General features: G+C 59.8%; 17 protein-coding genes and 1 pseudogene. 2 read left to right on the top strand and 16 right to left on the bottom strand.

The genetic code is table 11. From position 1 onward, the window contains the following. Position 1: 1 nt before the first annotated feature. The 9 genes from nuoJ to AB4O16_RS06270 all read right to left on the bottom strand — a co-directional run bounded on the left by nuoJ (position 2) and on the right by AB4O16_RS06270 (position 9,735). Positions 2-505 carry an NADH-quinone oxidoreductase subunit J gene (nuoJ, locus tag AB4O16_RS06310; RefSeq protein ID WP_160390007.1) on the bottom strand — a complete coding sequence of 168 codons (504 nt, stop codon included), beginning with the start codon at positions 503-505 and terminating at the stop codon, positions 2-4. Between the two features lie 9 nt (positions 506-514). Beyond that, on the bottom strand, positions 515-1,060 hold the full coding sequence (nuoI, locus tag AB4O16_RS06305) for an NADH-quinone oxidoreductase subunit NuoI (RefSeq protein WP_178120804.1): 546 nt from the start codon (positions 1,058-1,060) through the stop codon (positions 515-517). A gap of 12 nt (positions 1,061-1,072) precedes the next feature. Beyond that, a complete protein-coding gene (nuoH, locus tag AB4O16_RS06300; protein WP_160390008.1) occupies positions 1,073-2,080 on the bottom strand; it encodes an NADH-quinone oxidoreductase subunit NuoH in 1,008 nt (335 codons plus the stop codon). After that, the gene (nuoG, locus tag AB4O16_RS06295; protein ID WP_460157320.1) at positions 2,077-4,791 is read right to left on the bottom strand and encodes an NADH-quinone oxidoreductase subunit NuoG; all 2,715 of its coding nucleotides are present in this window, start codon (positions 4,789-4,791) and stop codon (positions 2,077-2,079) included. Before nuoG ends, nuoH begins: the two co-directional genes overlap by 4 nt. Before the next feature lie 136 nt (positions 4,792-4,927). Next, the gene (gene nuoF / locus AB4O16_RS06290; protein ID WP_160390010.1) at positions 4,928-6,283 is read right to left on the bottom strand and encodes an NADH-quinone oxidoreductase subunit NuoF; all 1,356 of its coding nucleotides are present in this window, start codon (positions 6,281-6,283) and stop codon (positions 4,928-4,930) included. Then, positions 6,280-6,777, bottom strand: a complete 498-nt coding sequence (gene nuoE / locus AB4O16_RS06285; RefSeq protein ID WP_129394523.1) for an NADH-quinone oxidoreductase subunit NuoE — start codon at positions 6,775-6,777, stop codon at positions 6,280-6,282. Before nuoE ends, nuoF begins: the two co-directional genes overlap by 4 nt. A gap of 2 nt (positions 6,778-6,779) precedes the next feature. Beyond that, complete coding sequence (gene nuoC / locus AB4O16_RS06280) at positions 6,780-8,564, bottom strand: NADH-quinone oxidoreductase subunit C/D (RefSeq protein WP_460157319.1); 1,785 nt, start codon at positions 8,562-8,564, stop codon at positions 6,780-6,782. Positions 8,565-8,636: 72 nt separating this feature from the next. Further along, the gene (locus AB4O16_RS06275; protein WP_046037844.1) at positions 8,637-9,311 is read right to left on the bottom strand and encodes a NuoB/complex I 20 kDa subunit family protein; all 675 of its coding nucleotides are present in this window, start codon (positions 9,309-9,311) and stop codon (positions 8,637-8,639) included. A 10-nt stretch (positions 9,312-9,321) separates the two neighbouring features. Further along, a complete protein-coding gene (locus AB4O16_RS06270) occupies positions 9,322-9,735 on the bottom strand; it encodes an NADH-quinone oxidoreductase subunit A (RefSeq protein ID WP_003223812.1) in 414 nt (137 codons plus the stop codon). A gap of 1,569 nt (positions 9,736-11,304) precedes the next feature. Here AB4O16_RS06270 and AB4O16_RS06265 point away from each other — a divergent pair. Both AB4O16_RS06265 and leuS read left to right on the top strand, forming a co-directional pair. Continuing rightward, a complete protein-coding gene (locus tag AB4O16_RS06265; protein WP_160390012.1) occupies positions 11,305-12,519 on the top strand; it encodes an MFS transporter in 1,215 nt (404 codons plus the stop codon). A gap of 82 nt (positions 12,520-12,601) precedes the next feature. After that, positions 12,602-15,189: pseudogene (gene leuS / locus AB4O16_RS06260) on the top strand (leucine--tRNA ligase). A gap of 245 nt (positions 15,190-15,434) precedes the next feature. Here the strand turns inward: leuS and aceA are convergent. From aceA to mnmA, 7 genes are all read right to left on the bottom strand, one after another. Then, complete coding sequence (gene aceA / locus AB4O16_RS06255) at positions 15,435-16,760, bottom strand: isocitrate lyase (protein ID WP_110662143.1); 1,326 nt, start codon at positions 16,758-16,760, stop codon at positions 15,435-15,437. Positions 16,761-17,236: 476 nt separating this feature from the next. Next, entirely contained in the window at positions 17,237-17,998 is a 762-nt protein-coding gene (locus AB4O16_RS06250; protein WP_460157318.1) for a secretin N-terminal domain-containing protein, read from the bottom strand. A 213-nt stretch (positions 17,999-18,211) separates the two neighbouring features. Next, positions 18,212-18,637 carry a GNAT family N-acetyltransferase gene (locus tag AB4O16_RS06245; RefSeq protein WP_160390015.1) on the bottom strand — a complete coding sequence of 142 codons (426 nt, stop codon included), beginning with the start codon at positions 18,635-18,637 and terminating at the stop codon, positions 18,212-18,214. Then, positions 18,630-19,799, bottom strand: a complete 1,170-nt coding sequence (locus AB4O16_RS06240; protein WP_460157317.1) for a ribosomal protein uL16 3-hydroxylase — start codon at positions 19,797-19,799, stop codon at positions 18,630-18,632. The genes AB4O16_RS06245 and AB4O16_RS06240 overlap by 8 nt, the downstream gene beginning before the upstream one ends. Positions 19,800-19,885: 86 nt before the next feature. Beyond that, positions 19,886-21,256 (bottom strand): adenylosuccinate lyase, encoded by a 1,371-nt coding sequence (purB, locus tag AB4O16_RS06235; protein ID WP_460157316.1) that lies wholly within the window; start codon positions 21,254-21,256, stop codon positions 19,886-19,888. 124 nt (positions 21,257-21,380) lie between these two features. Further along, positions 21,381-22,004: a high frequency lysogenization protein HflD gene (gene hflD / locus AB4O16_RS06230; RefSeq protein WP_150717149.1), complete on the bottom strand. Its 624-nt coding sequence runs from the start codon at positions 22,002-22,004 to the stop codon at positions 21,381-21,383. Then, entirely contained in the window at positions 22,001-23,134 is a 1,134-nt protein-coding gene (gene mnmA / locus AB4O16_RS06225) for a tRNA 2-thiouridine(34) synthase MnmA (RefSeq protein WP_160390017.1), read from the bottom strand. Before mnmA ends, hflD begins: the two co-directional genes overlap by 4 nt. Between the last annotated feature and the right edge of the window lie 35 nt (positions 23,135-23,169).

The following is a 23,169-nucleotide window of genomic DNA, read 5'->3' as shown; positions in this document are numbered from 1 at the left end:
GTCATTGCTCCTTGGCTTCGTTGCGGCCCAAGTGGAACGCCGTGACGGCTGCGGCGAGCAGCAGCATCGAGGCGAGTTCGACCACCAGCAGGTAAGGACCGAACAGGCTGATGCCCACGGCCTTGGCGTCTACGGTGGTGTGGCCGACGGCTTCACCGGTCTGGTGGGAGAACAGCACGTACAGCAGTTCAACCAGCAGCAGGGCGGCGAGCAGGACCGGGCCGCCCCAGATACCGGGCTTGAGCCAGGCGCGCTCTTGCTGAACCGAGGCCGGGCCCAGGTTGAGCATCATCACCACGAACACGAACAGCACCATGATGGCGCCAGCGTAGGCGATCACTTCCAGGACACCGGCAAACGGTGCGCCGAGGGCGAAGAACGTCATCGCCACGGCGATCAGCGAAATGATCAGGTAGAGCAGGGCGTGCACAGGGTTGGTGTTGGTGATCACGCGAAGCGTGGACACCACAGCGATACCCGATGCGAAATAGAAAGCGAATTCCATCTTTCTTCCTTAAGGCAGCAAGCTCTTCACGTTGATCGGTTCGGCTTCATTCTGCGCGGAGCCTTTCGGCTTCCCGGCAATCGCCATACCTGCAACACGATAGAAGTTGTAATCAGGGTTTTTGCCGGGGCCGGAGATCAGCAGATCTTCTTTCTCGTACACCAGGTCCTGACGTTTGAACTCGGCCATTTCGAAATCCGGCGTCAGCTGGATCGCGGTGGTCGGGCAGGCTTCCTCGCAGAGGCCGCAAAAAATGCAGCGCGAGAAGTTGATGCGGAAGAAGTCCGGGTACCAGCGACCGTCTTCGGTTTCAGCTTTCTGCAGCGAGATGCAACCGACCGGGCACGCCACGGCACACAGGTTGCACGCTACACAACGCTCTTCACCGTCGGGGTCGCGGGTCAGGACGATACGCCCACGGTAGCGCGGCGGCAGGTACACGGCTTCTTCCGGGTACTGCAGCGTGTCGCGCTTGCGGAAGGCGTGGCCGAAGATCATCACCAGGCTGCGAAGCTGGGTGTAGAGGCCATGCACGATGTCAAATATGTACTTCATGATTCTCTATCCTCACTGAGCCGCGACGGCGGGCGTGTTGAGCAACACGATCGCAGCGGTCACCAGCATGTTGACGAGGGTCAGCGGCAGGCAGAACTTCCAGCTGAAATCCATCACCTGGTCATACCGTGGGCGCGGGATCGATGCGCGCAGCAGGATGAACAGCATGATGAAAAACGCGGTTTTCAGTGCGAACCAGATGAACGGGATCTGCGGCAGGATGCCGAACGGACCGTGCCAGCCACCGAAGAACAAGGTCACCAGCAGCGCCGAGATCAGCACGATGCCGATGTACTCGCCGACGAAGAACATGCCCCATTTCATGCCGGCGTATTCAATGTGGTAACCGTCGGCCAGTTCCTGTTCCGCTTCCGGCTGGTCGAACGGGTGACGGTGAGTCACGGCCACGCCAGCGATGAAGAAGGTCAGGAAACCGAAGATCTGCGGAATGATGAACCACAGGTTCTGCGCCTGGTAGTCGACGATGTCGCGCATGTTGAACGAGCCGACCTGGATCACGATGCCCATCAGCGACAGGCCCATGAACACTTCGTACGACACGGTCTGCGCCGAGGCCCGCAAGCTGCCCAGCAGGGCGAACTTGTTGTTGCTCGACCAGCCGGCGAACAGCACCGCGTAGACCGACAGACCGGCCATGGCGAAGAAGAACAGGATGCCGATGTTCAGGTCCGCCACACCCCAGGTCGGGGTGATCGGGATGATCGCGAAGGCAATCAGCAGGGCGCTCATGGCGACTACCGGTGCCAGGGTGAAGATCATCTTGTCGGCGAATGGAGGCGTCCAGTCTTCCTTGAAGAACATCTTGATCATGTCGGCGGCGATCTGGAACGCGCCGAACGGACCCACGCGGTTCGGACCGTAACGGTCCTGCCAGAGGGCGAGCAAACGACGCTCGACCCAGCTGAGCAGGGCGCCGCAGACCACCACGGCGAGCAGAATCACCACGGCCTTGAGGACCGCGATGATCACATCGATCACTTCAGGAGTGAACCAGGTCATTGAGCTGCCTCCTGCAGACCGTCAACGGATTTGCCAAAGATTGCTGGCGGAATGCCGGCGATGCCCGCAGGCAATGCCACCAGGCCTGCGCCCAGCTCTTCATTGATGCGCAGCGGCAGACGCAGGGTCTGGCCGGCCACGTTCAGGCTCAGCATGGCGCCGTCGTTGACACCGAGGCGATCGGCTTCGGACTTGGCCAGGGCAACGTAGGCAGCCGGAATGCGTTCCTGAACCGGAGCGGCTTTCGAAGAGTTCTCTTCGCTGCCGAGCAGGTGGAAGAACGGCACGGCCTGCCAGGTACCTGGCGCCGGGTTGAACGCACGCGGAGCGCTGGCGAACCAGTTCAGCGAGTCACCGGTGCTCTCGATCAGGCGGGTGCCCGGGTCGCCAGCACGGATGTGACCGCCAACTTCGTCCTGGAACTTGTTCCAGGCTTGCGGCGAGTTCCAGCCCGGAGACCAGGCGAATGGCACTTGCTGACGCGGTTCAACCGAACCCGAGTAACCTTCCATCGAGAAGGCGAACGCGGTGTCCTTGTCCTGCGGGGTACGCGGTTCGTGCACGCTGATGTCGGCGCGCATGGCGGTACGACCGGAGTAACGCAGCGGTTCACGGGCCAGTTTCATGCCCTTGATGCGGAACGCGGCGGACGGTGCGGCGTCGACGATGCGGTTCAGGATCGAAGTGCTGGAAGCGACGGCAGCGGTGACGTGGTCCAGTTGGGTCCAGTCGATCGGCTGGTTCAGCAGGGTCGCGCGCAGGGCATGCAGCCAGCGCCAGCCTTCGTGAACCAGGATGCTCGCGTCCATGTACTTCGGATCGAAGACCTGGAAGAAGCGCTGGGCGCGGCCTTCCTGGCTGACCAGGGTACCGTCGCCTTCAGCGAAGCTGGCGGCTGGCAGGACCAGGTGCGCGCGATCGCTGGTGGCGGTCTTCTGATGGTCGGCGACGATCAGCACTTTGGCGGCGGTCAGGGCAGCATCGACCTTGGCCTTGTCGGTACGGGTGTACAGATCGTTTTCCAGCACGACGATAGCGTCGGCCTTGCCATCGATCACGGCTTGCAGCGCGGCGTCGACCGATTCGCCACCGAGCATGGCCAGGCCGAGGCTGTTGGCCTCTGGCACGATCAGGCTGATGGAACCGTTCTTCTCGCGCAGCTTCAAGGCTTTGGCGATGTTCGCGGCGGCTTCGATCAAGGCTTTGGAGCCCAGGGAAGTACCGGCGATGATCAGCGGGCGCTTGGCCGCGAGCAGGGCATCGGCAATGCGCTTGGCCAGCTCGAGGGCTTCAGCGTCCAGGCCTTCAACGGCCGGTGCGCTGGCGTCGAGGGCGTGAGCCACGGCGAAACCGATGCGGGCCAGGTCGTCTGGCGCGGCGTGAACGCACTCTTCGGCGATGTCGTCGAGCTTGGTTTCAGCCAGGCTGGCGATGAACAGCGGATTCAGCGCGTGCTGACCGATGTTCTTCACGGCGGCGTCGAGCCAAGGCTGGACGCGCATGGCGTCGGCCATGTCTTCGGCCTTGCCCTTGACCGATTGACGCAGGGACAGGGCCATGCGCGCAGCAGTCTGGGTCAGGTCTTCACCGAGGACGAACACGGCGTCGTGGTCTTCGATGTCGCGCATGTTCGGCAATGGCAGCGGACTGTCTTTGAGCACCTGCAGGACCAGACGGATGCGCTCCAGCTCGGCAGCTTCGATACCCGAGTAGAAGTGCTCGGCACCGACCAGCTCGCGCAACGCGTAGTTGCTTTCGAGGCTGGCGCGAGGCGAACCGATACCGACGATGTTGCGACCGCGCAGCAGGTCGGCGGCTTTATCCAGCGCTTCGTCGAGGCTCAGCTTGGTGCCATTGGCCAGCAACGGCTGACGCGGACGGTCTTCGCGGTTGACGTAGCCATAGCCGAAACGGCCGCGGTCGCACAGGAAGTACTGGTTCACCGAACCGTTGAAACGGTTTTCGATGCGACGCAGTTCGCCGTAGCGCTCGCCCGGGGAGATGTTGCAACCGCTGGAGCAGCCATGGCAGATGCTCGGCGAGAACTGCATGTCCCACTTGCGGTTGTAGCGCTCGGAGTGAGTCTTGTCGGTGAACACACCGGTCGGGCAGACCTCGGTGAGGTTGCCGGAGAACTCGCTTTCCAGGGTGCCGTCTTCAACGCGACCGAAGTACACGTTGTCGTGGGCGCCGAATACACCGAGGTCGGTGCCGCCGGCGTAATCCTTATAGAAGCGCACGCAGCGGTAGCAAGCGATGCAGCGGTTCATTTCGTGGGAAATGAACGGGCCCAGTTGCTGGTTCTGGTGAGTACGCTTGGTGAAGCGGTAACGGCGCTCGTTGTGGCCGGTCATTACCGTCATGTCTTGCAGGTGGCAGTGACCGCCTTCTTCACAGACCGGGCAGTCGTGAGGGTGGTTGGTCATCAACCATTCAACAACGCTGGCGCGGAATGCCTTGGATTCTTCATCTTCGATGGAGATCCAGGTGCCGTCGGTGGCAGGCGTCATGCAGGACATGACGATGCGACCACGGGTGTCGTTCTCGTCGGTGTACTGCTTGACCGCGCACTGGCGGCAAGCGCCAACGCTGCCCAGGGCAGGGTGCCAGCAGAAATAAGGGATATCGAGGCCTAGCGACAGACATGCCTGTAACAGGTTGTCTGCCCCATCGACTTCGAGCTCTTTGCCGTCTACGTGGATAGTGGCCATGGTTCAAAGTTCTTCGTTGGCCCGGTGTCAGCGGGCGTGGCTAATGGAATCTTGTTATCCGCGTGAATCAACACAGCCGTTAAAGGCGTCATCACACGAAAAGCGAAGGGCACGGACCCTTCGCTTTTTTAAGCGTTTACGCGCCGACTACGATCGGCCTTGCCAGAGGCGGGACGGCGGCGCTGACAGGCGCGATACCGGCTTCGAACTCTGGACGGAAGTATTTGATTGCGCTGCCCAACGGCTCCACGGCGCCCGGTGCGTGAGCACAGAAGGTCTTGCCTGGGCCGAGGAAACCGACCAGACCCAGCAGGGTCTCGATGTCGCCTGGCTGGCCTTGACCGTTCTCGATGGCCATCAGGAGCTTGACGCTCCATGGCAAGCCATCGCGGCACGGGGTGCAGAAACCGCAGGATTCACGGGCGAAGAACTGCTCCATGTTGCGCAGCAGGGACACCATGTTGACGCTGTCGTCCACCGCCATGGCCAGGCCGGTACCCATACGGGTGCCCACCTTGGCGATGCCGCCGGCGTACATTTGTGCGTCCAGGTGTTCCGGCAACAGGAAACCGGTACCGGCGCCGCCTGGCTGCCAGGCCTTGAGCTTGTAACCGTCGCGCATGCCGCCGGCGTAGTCTTCGAACAGCTCGCGACCGGTGACGCCGAACGGCAGTTCCCACAGACCAGGGTTCTTGACCTTGCCGGAGAAGCCCATGAGCTTGGTGCCCATGTCTTCACTGCCTTCGCGAGCCAACGATTTGTACCAGTCCACGCCGTCGGCGATGATCGCCGGCACGTTGCACAGGGTTTCAACGTTGTTCACGCAAGTCGGCTTGCCCCACACGCCAACGGCGGCAGGGAAGGGCGGCTTGGAGCGCGGGTTGGCGCGGCGGCCTTCGAGGGAGTTGATCAGTGCGGTTTCTTCACCGCAGATGTAACGCCCGGCGCCGGTGTGGACGAACAGCTCGAAATCGAAGCCGCTGCCCAGGATGTTCTTGCCCAGCAGGCCCGCTGCCTTGGCTTCTTCCACGGCACGGTTGAGGTGCTTGGCGGCGGTGGTGTACTCGCCACGCAGGAAGATGTAGCCACGGTAGGTTTTCAGCGCGCGGGCACTGATCAGCATGCCTTCGATCAGCAGATGGGGCAGTTGCTCCATCAGCATGCGGTCTTTCCAGGTGTTGGGCTCCATTTCATCCGCGTTGCACAGCAGGTAGCGGATGTTGATGGATTCGTCCTTGGGCATCAGGCCCCACTTCACGCCAGTGGGGAAGCCTGCACCGCCGCGACCTTTAAGGCCGGCGTCTTTCACGGTCTGGACGATGTCGTCCTGAGCCATGTCGGCGAAGGCCTTGCGCGCAGCGGCGTACCCGTTCTTGGCCTGGTACTCGTCGAGCCATACGGCTTCGCCGTCGTCACGCAGACGCCAGGTGAGCGGGTGAGTCTCGGCCGAACGCTTGATGCGGTTGGCTGGACCGAAAGAAGTCAGGGTCATACGTAGCCCTCGAGCAATTTGGCAACGCCTGCGGGCTGCACATCACCGAAAGTGTCGTCATCGATCATCAACGCCGGCGCCTTGTCGCAGTTGCCGAGGCAGCAGACCGGCAGCAGGGTGAAACGACCGTCGGTGGTGGTCTGACCCAGGCCGATGCCCAGCTTGTTCTGGATTTCGCTGACCACCGACTCGTGGCCGCCGATGTAGCAGACCATGCTGTCGCAGACGCGAATGATGTGGCGGCCGACCGGCTGGCGGAAGATCTGGCTATAGAAAGTAGCCACGCCTTCTACGTCGCTGGCCGGGATGCCGAGGATTTCGCCGATGGCGTACAAGGCACCGTCCGGCACCCAGCCACGTTCCTTCTGGACGATCTTCAGGGCTTCGATCGACGCCGCGCGCGGGTCTTCGTAGTGATGCAGCTCGTGCTCGATGGCCGAGCGCTCGGTTTCACTCAGGGTGAAACGGTCTGTCTGGATAAGCGTGCTGTTCATGCTTAGCGGTCCACGTCGGCCATAACGAAATCGATACTACCCAGGTACGCAATCAAGTCCGCGACCATGCTGCCTTTGATCACCGAAGGGATCTGCTGCAGGTGCGGGAAGCTTGGGGTGCGAATCCGGGTGCGGTAGCTCATGGTGCCGCCATCGCTCGTCAGGTAATAACTGTTGATGCCCTTGGTCGCTTCGATCATCTGGAAGGATTCGTTGGCCGGCATGACCGGGCCCCACGAAACTTGCAGGAAGTGCGTGATCAAGGTTTCGATGTGCTGCAGGGTGCGCTCTTTCGGTGGCGGCGTGGTCAGCGGGTGATCCGCCTTGTACGGGCCTTCCGGCATGTTGCGCAGGCACTGGTCGATGATCCTGATGCTCTGGCGCATCTCCTCGACACGCACGATGCAGCGGTCGTAGGCATCGCCATTGGCGGCCAGCGGCACTTCGAATTCGAAGTTCTCGTAACCCGAGTACGGGCGCGCTTTACGCAGGTCGAAATCGCAACCGGTCGAACGCAGGCCGGCACCGGTGACGCCCCATTCCAGGGCCTCTTTGGTGTTGTAGTCGGCGACGCCGATGGTGCGGCCACGCAGGATGCTGTTGTCCAGTGCGGCTTTCTGGTATTCGTCCAGACGCTTGGGCATCCACTCGACGAAGTCCTTGACCAGTTTTTCCCAGCCGCGCGGCAGGTCGTGGGCGACGCCACCGATGCGGTACCAGGCCGGGTGCAGACGGAAACCGGTAATGGCTTCGATCACCGTGTACGCACGCTGGCGGTCGGTGAAGGTGAAGAACACCGGGGTCATGGCGCCGACGTCCTGGATGTAGGTACCCAGGAACAGCAGGTGGCTGGTGATCCGGAAGAACTCGGCCATCATGATGCGGATGACGTCGACCTTCTCGGGCACCTTGATGCCGGCCAGCTTCTCGACCGAGAGCACGTATGGCAGGTTGTTCATCACGCCGCCGAGGTAGTCGATACGGTCGGTGTACGGGATGAAGCTGTGCCAAGACTGACGCTCGGCCATCTTCTCGGCACCACGGTGGTGGTAACCGACGTCCGGTACGCAATCGACGATCTCTTCACCGTCCAGCTGCAGGATGATGCGGAACGCACCGTGCGCGGACGGGTGGTTCGGGCCGAGGTTGAGGAACATGTAGTCCTCGTTCGGGCCGGAACGCTTCATGCCCCAGTCTTCCGGCTTGAAGCGCGCGGACTCTTCTTCGAGCTGCTGCTTGGCCAGGTTCAGGGTGAACGGGTCGAACTCGGTGGCGCGCGCCGGGAAATCCTTGCGCAGCGGGTGCCCTTCCCAGGTCGGCGGCATCATGATGCGCGACAGGTGCGGGTGGCCTTTGAAGTCGATGCCGAACATGTCCCAGACTTCACGCTCGTACCAGTTGGCGTTCGGCCAGATGCTGGTGACGGTCGGCAGGCTGAGGTCGCTTTCGGACAAGGCGACCTTGATCATTACGTCACTATTACGTTCGATCGACATCAGGTGATAGAACACGGAGAAGTCGACGCCGCTTGGCAGCCCTTGACGCTTGGTGCGCAGACGCTCGTCCACGCCGTGCAGGTCATAGAGCATGACGTACGGCTTGGGCAGGTTGCGCAGGAAAGTCAGGACTTCGACGAGTCTGGCGCGGGCAACCCAAAGCACCGGCATGCCGGTGCGGGTAGCCTGGGCGGTGAACGCCTCGGGGCCAAAACGGTTGTTCAGTTCGACGACCACATCCTGGTCGTCTGCCTTGTAAGGCGGGATGTACAGAGCACTGCCTGTAGTCATGGTTATTTATCGCTTTCGGTCAACGTAAAGAATGAAGCCAGTGTCTCGTTCTATTAAAGAAGCAGATCTGGATCAGACTTCGTCGGGGCTGCGCAGGTTGGTGACTGCGATTCGCTGTTCGCGGCGCTTTTCCTTTTCGGAAGGCATCTCGGCGCGGTATACGCCTTGATCACCAACGACCCAGGAAAGCGGACGACGCTCCTGTCCAATCGACTCCTGCAACAGCATCAGGCCTTGCAGGAAAGCTTCAGGACGGGGCGGGCAGCCAGGCACGTAGACGTCCACGGGCAGGAACTTGTCCACCCCTTGAACGACGGAGTAGATGTCGTACATGCCACCGGAGTTGGCGCACGAACCCATGGAAATAACCCATTTAGGTTCGAGCATTTGCTCGTAGAGACGCTGGATGATCGGCGCCATCTTGATGAAGCAGGTACCGGCGATAACCATGAAATCCGCCTGACGCGGCGATGCCCGGATAACCTCGGCGCCAAAGCGCGCGATGTCGTGGGGCGCCGTGAAGGCGGTGGTCATTTCCACGTAGCAGCACGAAAGGCCGAAGTTATACGGCCACAGGGAGTTCTTGCGCCCCCAGTTGATCGTGCCGTTAAGCACGTCTTCGAGCTTGCCCATGAAAATGTTTTTGTGGACTTGATCTTCTAACGGATCGGAAACGGTTTCCCGTTGGCCAATCGGATACTGCTCGTTAGGAGCATCGGGGTCGATCCTGGTGAGATTGTATTGCATTGCCAAAGCCTCATTGTTTCAGCTTCGCTTGCCGCTTGCGCCGAGCTTCCGGAGCCCAGTCAAGGGCGCCCACTCGGAATAGGTAGACAAGGCCTGCCAACAGAATTGCTATGAAAACGAGAGCTTCGACGAATCCGGTCCAGCCGCTTTCGCGGACGGACACAGACCATGCAAAGAGAAAGAGGGCTTCGATATCGAAGATCACGAAGAGCATCGCGACCAGATAGAATTTGGCTGAGAGCCGCAAGCGGGCGCCACCTGTAGGTAGCATGCCGGACTCGAACGGTTCGTTTTTGCTGCGGCCCCAGGCTTTTGACCCGAGGAGGCTGGAAACGCCCAGCATGAAGGCACAGAGGCCGACGACGCCTAGAAGGAAAATGGCAAAGCCCCAGTTATGGGCCATGAGTCCTGTCGCTTCGGGCATGCTGGTAATCCTTAACAGAGAGCAAAGGTCTCTGAGCTTGAAAAGAAACAAAAGCAGTGACGATATGTCGCAGCAATCAATCCCGCTGATTTTATGGCTAAACACCCGGCAAGTAAAATTCCTATAGCGAAATTTATTATAGGAATAAGGACATAGCGCGCTTGAAAACTCCCGCAGGCCTTGCCCCTTGGGCATTAGCCGGCATTTCGCCAATTATGTTTTGTAGGGAATGTAACGAACATAGTTACAGCTAAATGATAATCAATATTGTTTGGCTTGGTTTTTAAACTGTTTACCCGGTGGCGAGTTGGGAAGTTGTCTTATATGGGCGTTACTGCAAGTAGCGGCGGGGTGCGTTTTAGCGGATTTTTCTGAGGGCGATAGCGCTCTGGATCAATGTTTTTCCGGGCCGCCATCATCTCCTGTAGGAGCGAGCCTGCTCGCGATGGTCGTCAACGATGACGCTGGCAGCCTGACACCCAGCGGTGTCCTGGAGTTAATCGCGAGCAGGCTCGCTCCTACAGGGGAGGGGCGGTGTTTGTTGAATCGCGCGCAAAAAAAACGCCCCGAACCAGTCGGGGCGTCAGATGTGCAGCGCTGCGGTTAGCTTTCTATTCGGCCCGCAACGGCTGATGTCTCAGGCGAAGCAGATCAGTGGAACTGTTCTTCTTCAGTCGAACCGGTCAGTGCGGCTACCGAAGACGAGCCACCCTGGATCACGGTGGTCATGTCGTCGAAGTAGCCGGTGCCCACTTCCTGCTGGTGAGCCACGAAGGTGTAACCCAGTCACTAAGGGCTACATAAGCACCGATGTCCCGAGATTGCGGTTTGGTTCGTTGGGTGAAGCGGCGAATGTCTCATGCGCCAAACCCAAGTAAGATCAGCGGCGGCTGGCCAAGACCGGGCAATGCCTCATCCCAATAGAAATAAATTGCGTACGCCCGCCGCGACTTCCCGGTGTCTCTAAATGCAGCTGTGCCCCCCGTCAATTACCAAATCGGCACCGATCATCCGTGCTGATTCATCAGATGCCAGGAGGATGGCTCGGGCTCTGCTATCTGTTGTGTTTTGGAGGTTTTTGGTCGGTTTTCGGAAAACTCCTACGGATCATTCATTTTAAAAAGAGCGACCTTTCTTAAAGTGTTGATGAAGCTGGTTCTGTGGGGTTGATAGTGGGCTGCCGTTAGGTAAATTCGGTGGCTAGAGAGGAGGCATTGAAATTGGTGCTGGTCTGTATCTTGATTCTAGAGAGACGTCATGTGCGCCTCTCTGCTATCGGATGAACAATTGGCCCGGGCCGAAGGGATCATCGCCGTTTATTTGGTCGTCATCGATGCGCCATTAATTGCCAGAATGCATCGTTGCCGTGAAGCGACTGTTCGCAGTACCCCACAGCTTCGGCCTGCCCCGCAACATGTTGCGAGTGGCCGTTCCTGTTCAGTCGGACTTCAAAACATTCCTAAAAGCGATATTGCGCGGAAGCGGCAATGCTTGTTGCAGGAGTGATGTCACAAAACAGCGGTTCGGTAACGCTTGCTGACAGGATGTTTAAAACTCAGGACGCAATGGATGAAAGGACGTCACCCGCTGAAAAGGATTGGCCTGGCGGCTGAGATGCGCAATATCGTTTTGCTCCGGTTGCTGTTCGTCATGGCAAATGCCTTGGGGCCTTTTGCGGCCTTGTTTTTTCAACGTCATTACCAGCTCGACAGTTCGGCGGTGGCCTTGGTGATCACGCTGATGTCGGCGTTCTATCTGGTGGGCAATCTGTTAGGCGGGGCGCTCGTCGGTCGTTATTCCTTCCGGGCGCTTTTGATCAGTACCTCGTCCTGTTCATCGGTGTTTTTGTTGTTCGCTGCCGTGTCCAGCTCATCGATCGCCTCCATTGCTATGGTGTTGTTGTTCATGCTGTGCGCGGGTCTGATCACGCCGGTATTCAGTGTCCTCACGTCCTTGGCGGCGGATGAAGGCAACCGCATCGCCTCCTTTGGCTATTTACACCTGGCCAGCAATCTGGGGGGCGCGCTGCTGTTCGTGATAGGTGGGTATTTGCTCGGCCTCGACAGTCACTACCTGATGCTTTTTGCGATGGTCGTGAGTGTGTTGTGCTTTTTGGCGAGTGTCGTTCTGGCACTGCCGGAGCGCCCGAGCGCTGTGCCTGAGGCCAGAAGGGCTTCCCTCGGCACGATGGTCGACGTGCCAAGGATCGTGATCGTTGCGGGCGCCATGTTCTTTGCGTTGTCGGTGCTGGATGCACAGCGTGAATATCAGCTGCCTCTATGGCTTGACATGGTGACGGCGGGTAAGGCCGCCAGCTTGTTCGGTGCTGTCGGTATCGTCAATGCCTTGCTGGTGATCTTGTTGACGCAACCATTGATAGCGTTGACGTCGCGTTTCGGGGCGCTTACCAATCTGTCCATGGCTGCGGTTTTTTACGGTATCGGATTTGGCGCCTACGCCTTTTTCGAGCAGATGATACTGATCCTGTCGTTTGTTTTCTTCTGGACGTTGGGTGAGATTCTCGGCATTACCTACATCACTGCGTTGATTTCTCAGAAAACCACATTGCAAACCCAGGCCAGTCTTTTTTCTCTTATTCCGACCGTGCTGGCGGGGGCGAGGATGGTATCCGTAGGGCTGGGCGCCTCGTTGATCGCCGGGGTCGGTTTCCAACTGAGCTGGAGTCTCTACGGGCTGGTGGGCATCCTGTTTGGAGGCGGCTGTCTTTTGGTTGCGGCCAGGATGGCTGCAGCGCCCCGTGTTCCATCGCCGGACAGGAATTGAAGCATTAGACCGGCAACTTTTAAAGGAGTGTGAGCCGAGCGAATCATTTGTCGTTCAGCTCCAGCAATGTCAAGGAACCTCTATGCGACCGCAGTATGATCCAGCCTGGGTTGAAAGTACGGCGCAGGCCAAATGGCTTCTAGGTAATGTATTCAGGGCGGTCGAAGATGACAGTCGGCCCAAGTTTTATGCCTGCTCCATGCTCCCTTATCCCTCGGGTAAGTTGCACATGGGGCACGTACGCAACTATACGATCAACGACATGTTGGCCCGTCATTTGCGCATGAAGGGATTCAATGTGCTAATGCCGATGGGCTGGGACGCTTTCGGTTTGCCGGCAGAGAATGCGGCCATGCAGTCGGGTGTTTCTCCCGCCGAGTGGACACGGCTGAACATTGCGGACATGAAGGCGCAAATGCAGCCGCTGGGACTGGCCTTCGATTGGTCGCGCGAGATCGCCACCTGCGACCCACAGTATTACAAATGGAGTCAGTGGTTCTTCCTCAAGCTGCTGGAAAAGGGCGTGGCCTACAAGAAAACCCAGATAGTCAACTGGGATCCTGTCGACCAAACGGTGCTGGCCAATGAGCAAGTGATCGACGGTCGAGGCTGGCGCTCGGGGGCGCTGGTCGAGAAGCGGGAAATTCCCGGGTACTACCTGCGTATCACGCAATATGCCGAAGAGTTGCTGTCTGCCATCGACACACTGGATGGCTGGCCCGACAGGGTGCGCGCCATGCAGTGCAATTGGATCGACAAGGCGAGCGGTGTTCGTCTGGCATTTGCCCACCGAATCCGGGATGCGTCGGAGCAACTGATCGATGCAGGCAAGCTGTGGGTGTTCACAACCCGGGTGGATACGCTTATGGGGGTGACCTTCTGTGCCATTTCTCCCGAGCATGCACTTGCCAGGCGTGCTCTGGAGCTTGATCCCAGCCTTGAGTCGCAGGTGCGGGCGTGTCGTCAAGCGGCAGAGGCCGGTCCGGCCTCCAGCGCCCAGGTCAAGATCGGCGTTCCCAGCGGTTTGCACGTCGAGCACCCGTTGACCGGTGAGCCTGTCGCCCTTTGGATTACCAGTTACGTGCTCAGCGAATATGGTGAAGGCGCCTTGATGGCCGTGCCTGCCCACGATAAGCGTGACTTCGACTTTGCCAATCAATACGGATTGCCTGTTCGGCAGGTCATTGCTTGCGCCGATCAGGTGTATGACTTTCAAGTCTGGTCAGACAGCCATGCCAGTCGGGACGGTCATCTTATCAACTCCGGCGTCTACGATGGGCTGACTGTCGCACAGGCCACCCAGGCCATCGTCGTGGCGTTGGTTGAACGTGGGATGGGCGAGGAAACCACCACTTGGCGCCTGCGCGATTGGGGGATTTCACGGCAACGTTACTGGGGGACGCCTATCCCCATCATTCTTTGTGAACATTGTGGCGACGTCCCGGTGCCTTACTCGGATCTACCCGTAGTGTTACCAACCGAATGCATTCCCGACGGCAGCGCAAACCCGTTGCTGGCGCATGACGGGTTTCGCCATGTGGCTTGCCCCCGCTGTGCGGCTCCGGCGCTACGGGAAACGGACACCTTGGACACCTTCGTCGACTCGAGCTGGTATTTCATGCGCTATTGCGATCCCGACAGTGATACCGCGATGGTCGGGCCTGGCAGTCGATACTGGATGCCCATCGATCAATACATCGGCGGTATCGAGCACGCGGTGCTGCATTTGCTGTACGCCAGGTTCTGGACCCGGGCTATGCGGGATGAAGGGTTGGTGACGTTCAGCGAACCGTTCAAGAACCTGTTCACCCAAGGCATGCTGTTGCGGGAAAGTTATTACCGAAACGCGGATGATGGCAGTCGGCGATGGTTTTATCCGGCGCAGGTGACGGTCGAGTGCGATGAAAAAGTCGACCGGTGAAGGCTACGGCGCTTGAGGACGGTTTGCCCGTCATCATTGGCGGCGTGGAAAAAATGTCGAAGTCGAAGAACAACGTTGTCGAGCCGAAGGACATCATTGACAGGTTCGGCGCCGACACTGCCCGTTTGTTTACCATTTTCGCGGGACCTCCCGACCAGGACACGATCTGGAGCGACAGTGGGGTCGAGGGGGCTTATCGCTTCCTGCGCCGGCTATGGACGTTTGCCTGTGACAGTCAGGCCCGGGACAGCAGGGACGATCGGGTTGAGGACGTTGCCGAATCCACCGTGCGCTTTGAGATGCATCGCTTGCTACGGCAGATCAACAACGATTACGAGCGGATGCAATACAACACAGTAGTGTCGGGTGCGATGAAGATGCTCAAGGTGCTGGAGGGGGGCAGGTCGGCCGGCCTCCAGGTGGCCCGCGAGGGGATGGCGATCCTGTTGCAAGTCCTGAATCCCGTGACGCCGCATATCACCCAGACACTCTGGTCGGAACTGGGGTTCCCAGGCGACATTTATGACAGTTCATGGCCTGTGCCGGACTATGAAGCCTTGAAACAGAATGAAGTAAGAATGATGGTGCAAGTCAACGGCAAGTTGCGTGGGGAAATCCTGATCCAGGCTGATGCCGATCACGACGCAATACGGATCCAGGCATTGGCTGATCCAGTGTTGCGCAGCTATCTCGAAGGCGCGAGCAGGATGATTGTGGTGCCCAACCGACTGGTTAACTTCGTTATCTGATTCTCGATCGCTTACTCCGCTGCCGCCCCTTGTAGGAGCTGGCTTGTCGGATCGCCGCACCGCAGCGAAGACGGCCTCAAGCTTGCAGCGCTCATAAAGACGCCTTCGCCGGCAAGCCGGCTCCTACAAGGGCGGGGTGAATTCCGGGCAAAAAAACGCCCCGAACCAGTCGGGGCGTCAGATGTGCAGCGCTGCGGTTAGCTTTCTATTCGGTCCGCAGCGGCTGATGTCTCAGTCGAAGCAGATCAGTGGAACTGTTCTTCTTCGGTCGAACCGGTCAGTGCGGTTACCGAAGACGAGCCACCCTGGATCACGGTGGTCATGTCGTCGAAGTAGCCGGTGCCCACTTCCTGCTGGTGCGCCACGAAGGTGTAACCCTTGGAGGCGTCAGCGAATTCCTGCTCTTGCAGCTTCACGTAGGCAGTCATGTCGTTGCGGGCGTAGTCGTGCGCCAGGTTGAACATGCTGTGCCACATGTTGTGAATGCCGGCCAGGGTGATGAACTGGTGCTTGTAGCCCATGGCGGACAGTTCGCGCTGGAACTTGGCGATGGTCGCGTCGTCCAGGTTTTTCTTCCAGTTGAAGGAAGGCGAGCAGTTGTACGACAGCAGTTGGTCCGGGTATTCCTTCTTGATCGCTTCAGCGAAGCGACGAGCCTCGTCCAGGTCCGGCTTGGCGGTTTCGCACCAGATCAGGTCGGCGTACGGCGCGTAGGCCAGGCCGCGAGCGATGGCCTGGTCCAGACCGGCGCGAACCTTGTAGAAACCTTCCTGGGTGCGTTCGCCAGTCACGAATGGCTGGTCGTACGGGTCGCAGTCGGAGGTCAGCAGGTCAGCGGCGTTGGCGTCGGTACGGGCCAGGATGATGGTCGGAGTACCGGCAACGTCAGCAGCCAGGCGAGCAGCGGTCAGCTTCTGTACGGCTTCCTGGGTAGGAACCAGTACCTTGCCGCCCATGTGGCCGCATTTTTTCACGGAAGCCAGTTGGTCTTCGAAGTGAACGCCGGCGGCGCCTGCTTCGATCATGCTCTTCATCAGCTCGTAAGCGTTCAGTACGCCGCCGAAACCGGCTTCAGCGTCAGCCACGATCGGTGCGAAGTAGTCGATGTAGCCAGCGTCGCCCGGGTTCTTGCCGGCTTTCCACTGGATCTGGTCGGCGCGACGGAACGAGTTGTTGATGCGCTTGACCACGGTTGGAACCGAGTCCACCGGGTACAGCGACTGGTCCGGGTACATCGATTCGGCGGAGTTGTTGTCCGCAGCCACTTGCCAGCCCGACAGGTAGATTGCCTGGATGCCGGCCTTGACCTGTTGCACAGCCTGGCCGCCGGTCAGGGCGCCCATGCAGTTGACGAAATCTTTTTCAGGACGGAAGGCCGGCTTGGCACCCTGGGTAACCAGGTTCCACAGCTTCTCGGCGCCCATTTTTGCAAAGGTGTGCTCAGGTTGAACCGAGCCACGCAGGCGGACGACGTCAGCAGCGGAGTAAGTGCGTGTCACGCCTTTCCAGCGCGGGTTTTCAGCCCAGTCTTTTTCGAGGGCTGCAATTTGCTGTTCGCGTGTCAGTGCCATGGGAGATAAACCTCGTCGCGTCTTTATGAAAAGTTGTTCTGCGGTGGAAAATTCCTGCGCTCGCTGACCAGAAGCTTTGATGGTCAAGTCGGATTCGGCGGGGAGGGCGACAAGATGAACGATGGGCTCGAGGGGAAGTGAGCAGGTAAAGGCGAACTGCGGGCGCATTCGGGCGTCGTGGGCCTTGGTACGAACATCAGTGTGGTGCCGGGTTACCTAATTACGCTTCCGTCCCTCGGGACAACTTCGTTCCAGTCGACAACCTCGTCAAACACACCTTGTGGGCGGTACAGACACGAAGCGGTTCGCGGGGGTAGGTTGCGAACATCGCCTCGAAGGCCCTTGCCAGGGCCCCTGATTAGCGGGAGCGAGGCCATCATGCCTTCGCTTTTTTGGCTCGTCAAACGTTTTGTAGTGCTTTTTTTCAGGCACTACATCTTTGGTCTAATACGACTCGCCGGTCAGTTTTCGGTGGTTTAGTCCAGGGTGTCGACTTTCACCCGCAAAGTCATGTCGTTGCGACCCTGGGTCGAGTAGCTGCGGGTCTGGCCCTGTTTGTCGGCCTGGGTCTGGCCATTGACCCCGGCCAGCAGGATCCACTCACCGAGGTGGCCGGTGACGGTTGTGTCGGTGCTTTGTACGTTCACTACATCGGGACGTTCCTGGCTCATGCGGTCACGGTTGGTGCTGATCGACAGGTGAACGATGTCGCCGGTGACGTTTGCGGTGACGTAGAAACCCTGGGTGACGTTGCGGTATTGGGTTTCGCTGCTGTAGCCGCCGTAGGAATCGCTCTGGCTACTGGTGATCGGCACGCTCTGGCCGACCTGGATCAGCGCCGGGGTGCCTTCGCTGGCCTGGACCTGCTGGGTGCCGCCGTCACGGCTGGCGGTGCCGTAGTTGATGATGCGGGTCTGGCTGGGCTTGGCGCCATTCACCGAATAGCCCTGCTCACCCTGGCCGTTGCTGTCGCTGGTGTCGACGGTGATCAGCAGGCGCTTGGGGGCTGTATCGAGTTGCGAAAGAAGGGCTTTAAGTTCGTCGATCTTGCGTTGATCGGCGTTGACAATCAGTTGATTGCCATAGGCGCTGACCTGTCCGTCCTTGCCGATGAAGTCCTGCGCTACCGGCAGCAGGTCGGCGCTGGTGTGATACTTGAGGGGCACGATTTCTGTGGCTGCCATCACCGAAAAACTGCAGCAGAGCAGCAAGGTGGTGAGCAGGGGGCGTAGGGACATGTCCGTTATCTCCGCGTTCTGAAGCTTGATATTGCCAGTTTGTCGGCCTGGCGTGGCGCTAGTTGAATCGTAGACAGCAAAACGCCCCGGCATCGTGTGATGTCGGGGCGTTTTGTGGAGTGCTTTATGGCCTCTTCGCGGGCAAGCCCGCTCCCACAGGTTCAGCGTGAACCTTGTGGGAGCGGGCTTGCTCGCGAAAGGAGCACCTCGGTCCTAAGCCGAATGGCGAACCATGTCCACATGCGGAATCCCGGCTTCCAGGAACTCCTCACTGACCATGTTGAAGCCCAGGCGCTCATAGAACGCAGTGGCCTGCACTTGAGCGCTGAGCATCTGCTGCTTGAGTCCGCGCTCTTCGGCTTCACCGATCACTGCTTGCATCAGCGCATCGCCGACTTTCAGGCCGCGCCAGTCCTTGAGTACCGAGACCCGGCCGACGTGCCCGTCGGGCAGCAGGCGCGCGGTGCCGATTGGAAAGTCGCCTTCGTAAGCGAGGAAGTGCACTGCATCAATGTCATCGGCATCCCATTCCAGTTCTGGCGGAACGGATTGCTCTGCGACGAACACCGCTTCACGAATGCGCCGGATCTCGGCGTTGTCCTTCTGCCAGTCTGCGACACGTACGTGAATCTTATTCATCGGCAAACCCCAGGCTTCCTTGCTTGACCAGTTCGCACAGCAGGCCGCGACCGTCTTCGTCTTTCAGCCATTCACCGAGGTTGTCGGCGTGCAGCGCGTCGGCAGCGCAGATCATCTTCAGCAGTTCGCGCAGTTTGCCCGGCAGATAACGGCTCTGGCCGCTGGCGAACAGCAGCAGGTCGTCATCGACTTCCGACCATGCCAGGCGTGCGCTTGGGTTGCGAATCAGGATCGCGCCTTGCTCCAGATCGTTGATGAAATCGTCTTCTGCGATTTCTTCCGGGCCTGTTACCAGCTCCGGGTAGCGTGGTTCGGTCATGAACTGGCCGAACCAGGTCAGCAGCAGGCGCTCGTCGCTCATGTGCTCGGCCAGCAGGCCTTTCAAGCGGTCGAGTGCGTCGCGCTGGATCTGGTGAGGGTCGGCGGTCGGCACGGCGTCGGCGTCGGTGTAGCGTTCTTCGTCCGACAGGAACTGGCTGAGGAAGTCGGTGAAGTGGGTCAGCACTTCAGCGGCGCTCGGCGCGCGGAAACCGACCGAGTAGGTCATGCAGTCATCAACGGCGACGCCGCAGTGAGCCAGGCGCGGTGGCAGGTAGAGCATGTCGCCCGGTTCCAGCACCCATTCATCGGTGGCTTCGAATTCGGCGAGGATGCGCAGGTCGGCGTGGGCCAGCATCGGGCTCTCGGTGTTGCACATCTGGCCGATCTTCCAGTTGCGCTTGCCGTGGCCTTGCAGCAGGAACACGTCGTAGTTGTCGAAATGCGGACCGACGCTGCCACCTGGCGCGGCGTAGCTGATCATCACGTCGTCGATGCGCCAGCTCGGCAGAAAACGGAAGTTTTCCAGCAGTTCGCTGACTTCCGGCACGAACTGATCCACGGCTTGCACCAGCAGTGTCCAGTCAGTCTCAGGCAGCTTGCTGAATTCATCTTCGGCGAACGGGCCGCGACGCAGTTCCCACGGACGCTCGCCATTCTCGATGATCAGGCGCGATTCGACTTCTTCTTCCAGCGCCAGGCCGGCCAGTTCGTCGGCGTCGATCGGGCTTTCGAAATCAGGAATCGCCTGACGGATCAACAGCGGCTTTTTCTGCCAGTAGTCGCGCAGGAATTCCCGTGCCGTGATGCCGCCCAGAAGTTGAAGAGGAATATCAGAATTCATGTGTAACCTATTGAAAAAATGCACTTTTCAGACGGGAATAAAAACGCCCGGCGCGGCCGGGCGTCTTAAAAGGGTCTAGCGGTCGATCAGATGCGCTTGGCTTGTTCCACAGCGTTGCCGATGTAGTTGGCCGGGGTGAGCAATTTCAGCTCGGCCTTGGCGGCGGCTGGCATGTCCAGGCCGTCGATGAAAGTCTGCAACGCTTCTGGGCTGATGCCCTTGCCGCGGGTCAGTTCTTTCAGCTTTTCGTACGGGTTTTCGATGTTGTAGCGACGCATCACGGTCTGGATCGGCTCGGCCAGTACTTCCCAGCAGGCGTCCAGGTCAGCGGCGATCTTCTGCTCGTTGAGCTCCAGCTTGCTGATGCCTTTGAGGCTGGCTTCGTACGCGATCACGCTGTGGGCGAAGCCGACGCCGAGGTTGCGCAGTACGGTGGAGTCGGTCAGGTCGCGCTGCCAGCGGGAGATCGGCAGCTTGCTCGCCAGGTGCTGGAACAGTGCGTTGGCGATGCCCAGGTTGCCTTCGGAGTTTTCGAAGTCGATCGGGTTGACCTTGTGCGGCATGGTCGACGAACCGATTTCGCCAGCGATGGTGCGCTGTTTGAAATAACCCAGGGAGATGTAGCCCCAGATGTCGCGGTCGAAGTCGATCAGGATGGTGTTGAAGCGCGCGATCGCGTCAAACAGCTCGGCAATGTAGTCGTGCGGTTCGATCTGCGTGGTGTACGGGTTGAAGCCCAGGCCCAGCTCGTCTTCGATGAAGGCGCGGGCGTTGGCTTCCCAGTCGATCTCAGGGTAGGCCGACAGGTGAGCGTTGTAGTTGCCCACGGCGCCGTTGATCTTGCCCAGCAGCGGCACGGCAGCGACTTGAGCGATCTGGCGCTCCAGGCGGTACACCACGTTCGCCAGTTCTTTGCCCAGGGTGGTCGGCGAGGCCGGCTGACCGTGGGTGCGCGACAGCATCGGCACGTCGGCGAAGCGGATGGCCAGTTCGCGGATGGCGTTGGCGGTCTGGCGCATCAGCGGCAGCATCACGTCATCACGGCCTTCGCGCAGCATCAGGGCGTGGGACAGGTTGTTGATGTCCTCGCTGGTGCAGGCAAAGTGGATGAACTCGCTGACCTTGGCCAGTTCCGGCAGCTTGGCCGCTTGCTCCTTGAGCAGGTACTCAATGGCTTTGACGTCGTGGTTGGTGGTGCGCTCGATCTCTTTGACGCGGTCGGCGTGCTCCAGAGAGAAGTTTTCCGCCAGGGTGTTGAGCACAGCATTGGCTTCGGCGGAGAACGCCGGCACTTCGCTGATGGCAGGGTGAGCGGCCAGGCGCTGGAGCCAGCGCACTTCAACCAGGACGCGGGCACGGATCAGGCCGTACTCGCTGAAAATTGGGCGCAGGGCCTGGGTTTTGCCGGCGTAGCGGCCGTCAACAGGGGAAACCGCAGTGAGCGAAGAGAGCTGCATGGGGTGTTCTCGGACAGTCGGGCAACGAAATGGGGCGCGTATCATACATGAAAAAATCCGCCGGTCCGTCGCCAACTGACCGGCGTATTACGCGTATTGCTAAGTTCGGTGCTGTCGATGCGGGTTATTCGTTACGCATCAATGGGTAAAGCTCTTTGAGCAATTTGCGACGGCTGACCACCAACTGCCAGCGGTGACCGCCCAATTGCCGCCACAGGCGCGCAGAGCGGATGCCGGCCAGCAGCAGGGCACGAATTTTCGAGGCGTTGCTCGGTTGTTGCAGGTTGCGCATGTCGCCGTGCACCTGGATGCGTTGGCGCAGGGTGCTCAGGGTGTCCTGATACAGCGCGCCGCAGGCGGCGATCACGTTTTCGTGGGCCGGGCCGAAGTGTTCGACCTGGGACTGAATCTGCGGCAGACGCTTGCCGATCACCTCGAGCATGTCCTCGCGCTTGGCCAGTTGGCGCTCAAGGCCGAGCATCGCCAGGGCATAGCGCAGCGGCTCGCGCTGCAGGGCGCTCGGATCACGCTCGAGGGCGCCGATCAGGGCGCGGTAGCCTTCACGCAGGTTGATGTCGTCGCCGCCATAGACTTCCAGGGTGTCCTTGGGGTCGCGGATCAGCAGGCTGCCGAGCATGCAGGTCAGGCCGGCTTCGTTGGTCTGGCCGGACTTGGCAATCCTGTCCACCAGCACAGCGGCAAGAAACACGCCGCCCAGTGCTGTCAGTTGCTCCTGAATCGGGTTCATAGGGCCTGGCCCTTGCTCGTCCACGGCTCGGCAACTTCAATCACGCCGCCGCCGAGGCAGATTTCGCCGTCATAGAACACCACGGACTGGCCCGGAGTCACCGCGCGTTGCGGATCGTCGAAGGTCGCGCGATAACCGCTGGCGGTTTTTTCCAGGGTGCAGGGCTGGTCGCTCTGGCGATAGCGCACTTTGGCGGTCAGCTTGCGTGGCTCGGTCAGGTCGATCGGGTTGACCCAGTAGATGTCCGAAGCGAGCAGGGCGCGGGAGAACAGCCACGGGTGATCATTGCCCTGGCCAACGATCAGCTCGTTGTGTTCCAGGTCCTTGATCAGCACGTACCACGGCTCGTCGCTGGCGTCTTTCAGGCCGCCGATGCCCAGGCCCTGACGCTGGCCGATGGTGTGATACATCAGGCCGTGGTGGCGGCCGATGATTTCACCTTCGGTGGTCTTGATCTCGCCCGGTTGCGCCGGCAGGTACTGCTTGAGGAAGTCGCTGAAGCGGCGCTCGCCGATAAAGCAGATCCCGGTGGAATCCTTTTTCTTCGCGGTCGCCAGTTCGTACTTCTCGGCAATCGCGCGCACCTGTGGTTTTTCCAGTTCGCCGACCGGGAACAGGGTCTTGGCGATCTGTTCACCGCCGACGGCGTGCAGGAAGTAGCTCTGGTCCTTGTTCGGGTCCAGGCCCTTGAGCAGTTCGGTGCGGCCGTCGATGTCGCGGCGACGCACGTAGTGGCCGGTGGCGATCAGGTCGGCGCCCAGCACCATGGCGTAGTCGAGGAACGCCTTGAACTTGATTTCGCGGTTGCACAGGATGTCCGGGTTCGGCGTGCGTCCGGCCTTGTATTCGGCGAGGAAATGCTCGAACACGTTGTCCCAGTACTCGGCGGCGAAGTTGGCGGTGTGCAGCTTGATGCCAATCTTGTCGCACACGGCCTGGGCGTCCGCCAGGTCATCCATGGCGGTGCAGTATTCCGTTCCATCGTCTTCTTCCCAGTTCTTCATGAACAGGCCTTCCACCTCATAACCCTGCTCGATCAGCAGGAGGGCGGAAACGGAAGAGTCCACGCCGCCGGACATGCCGACAATGACGCGCTTCTTTTGTGTGTCAGAAGGGGCTGGATCACGCATAGGGATTCAATGAGTGTCTTGAAAAAGGACGCGAT

The organism is Pseudomonas sp. S2_H10 (assembly GCF_054668285.1).
Note: the sequence above shows the minus strand (reverse complement) of the source record. Positions and strands in the feature narration are given on the sequence as shown.

Coding starts and splice junctions, on each gene's coding strand:
- AB4O16_RS06275 (WP_046037844.1), bottom strand. CDS start 9,311: ATGCAATACAATCTCACCAGGATCGACCCCGATGCTCCTAACGAGCAG.
- nuoJ (WP_160390007.1), bottom strand. CDS start 505: ATGGAATTCGCTTTCTATTTCGCATCGGGTATCGCTGTGGTGTCCACG.
- nuoC (WP_460157319.1), bottom strand. CDS start 8,564: ATGACTACAGGCAGTGCTCTGTACATCCCGCCTTACAAGGCAGACGAC.
- mnmA (WP_160390017.1), bottom strand. CDS start 23,134: ATGCGTGATCCAGCCCCTTCTGACACACAAAAGAAGCGCGTCATTGTC.
- AB4O16_RS06245 (WP_160390015.1), bottom strand. CDS start 18,637: ATGAATAAGATTCACGTACGTGTCGCAGACTGGCAGAAGGACAACGCC.
- hflD (WP_150717149.1), bottom strand. CDS start 22,004: ATGAACCCGATTCAGGAGCAACTGACAGCACTGGGCGGCGTGTTTCTT.
- AB4O16_RS06270 (WP_003223812.1), bottom strand. CDS start 9,735: ATGCCCGAAGCGACAGGACTCATGGCCCATAACTGGGGCTTTGCCATT.
- AB4O16_RS06265 (WP_160390012.1), top strand. CDS start 11,305: ATGAAAGGACGTCACCCGCTGAAAAGGATTGGCCTGGCGGCTGAGATG.
- purB (WP_460157316.1), bottom strand. CDS start 21,256: ATGCAGCTCTCTTCGCTCACTGCGGTTTCCCCTGTTGACGGCCGCTAC.
- nuoF (WP_160390010.1), bottom strand. CDS start 6,283: ATGACCCTGACTTCTTTCGGTCCAGCCAACCGCATCAAGCGTTCGGCC.
- AB4O16_RS06240 (WP_460157317.1), bottom strand. CDS start 19,799: ATGAATTCTGATATTCCTCTTCAACTTCTGGGCGGCATCACGGCACGG.
- nuoG (WP_460157320.1), bottom strand. CDS start 4,791: ATGGCCACTATCCACGTAGACGGCAAAGAGCTCGAAGTCGATGGGGCA.
- nuoI (WP_178120804.1), bottom strand. CDS start 1,060: ATGAAGTACATATTTGACATCGTGCATGGCCTCTACACCCAGCTTCGC.
- nuoE (WP_129394523.1), bottom strand. CDS start 6,777: ATGAACAGCACGCTTATCCAGACAGACCGTTTCACCCTGAGTGAAACC.
- aceA (WP_110662143.1), bottom strand. CDS start 16,760: ATGGCACTGACACGCGAACAGCAAATTGCAGCCCTCGAAAAAGACTGG.
- AB4O16_RS06250 (WP_460157318.1), bottom strand. CDS start 17,998: ATGTCCCTACGCCCCCTGCTCACCACCTTGCTGCTCTGCTGCAGTTTT.
- nuoH (WP_160390008.1), bottom strand. CDS start 2,080: ATGACCTGGTTCACTCCTGAAGTGATCGATGTGATCATCGCGGTCCTC.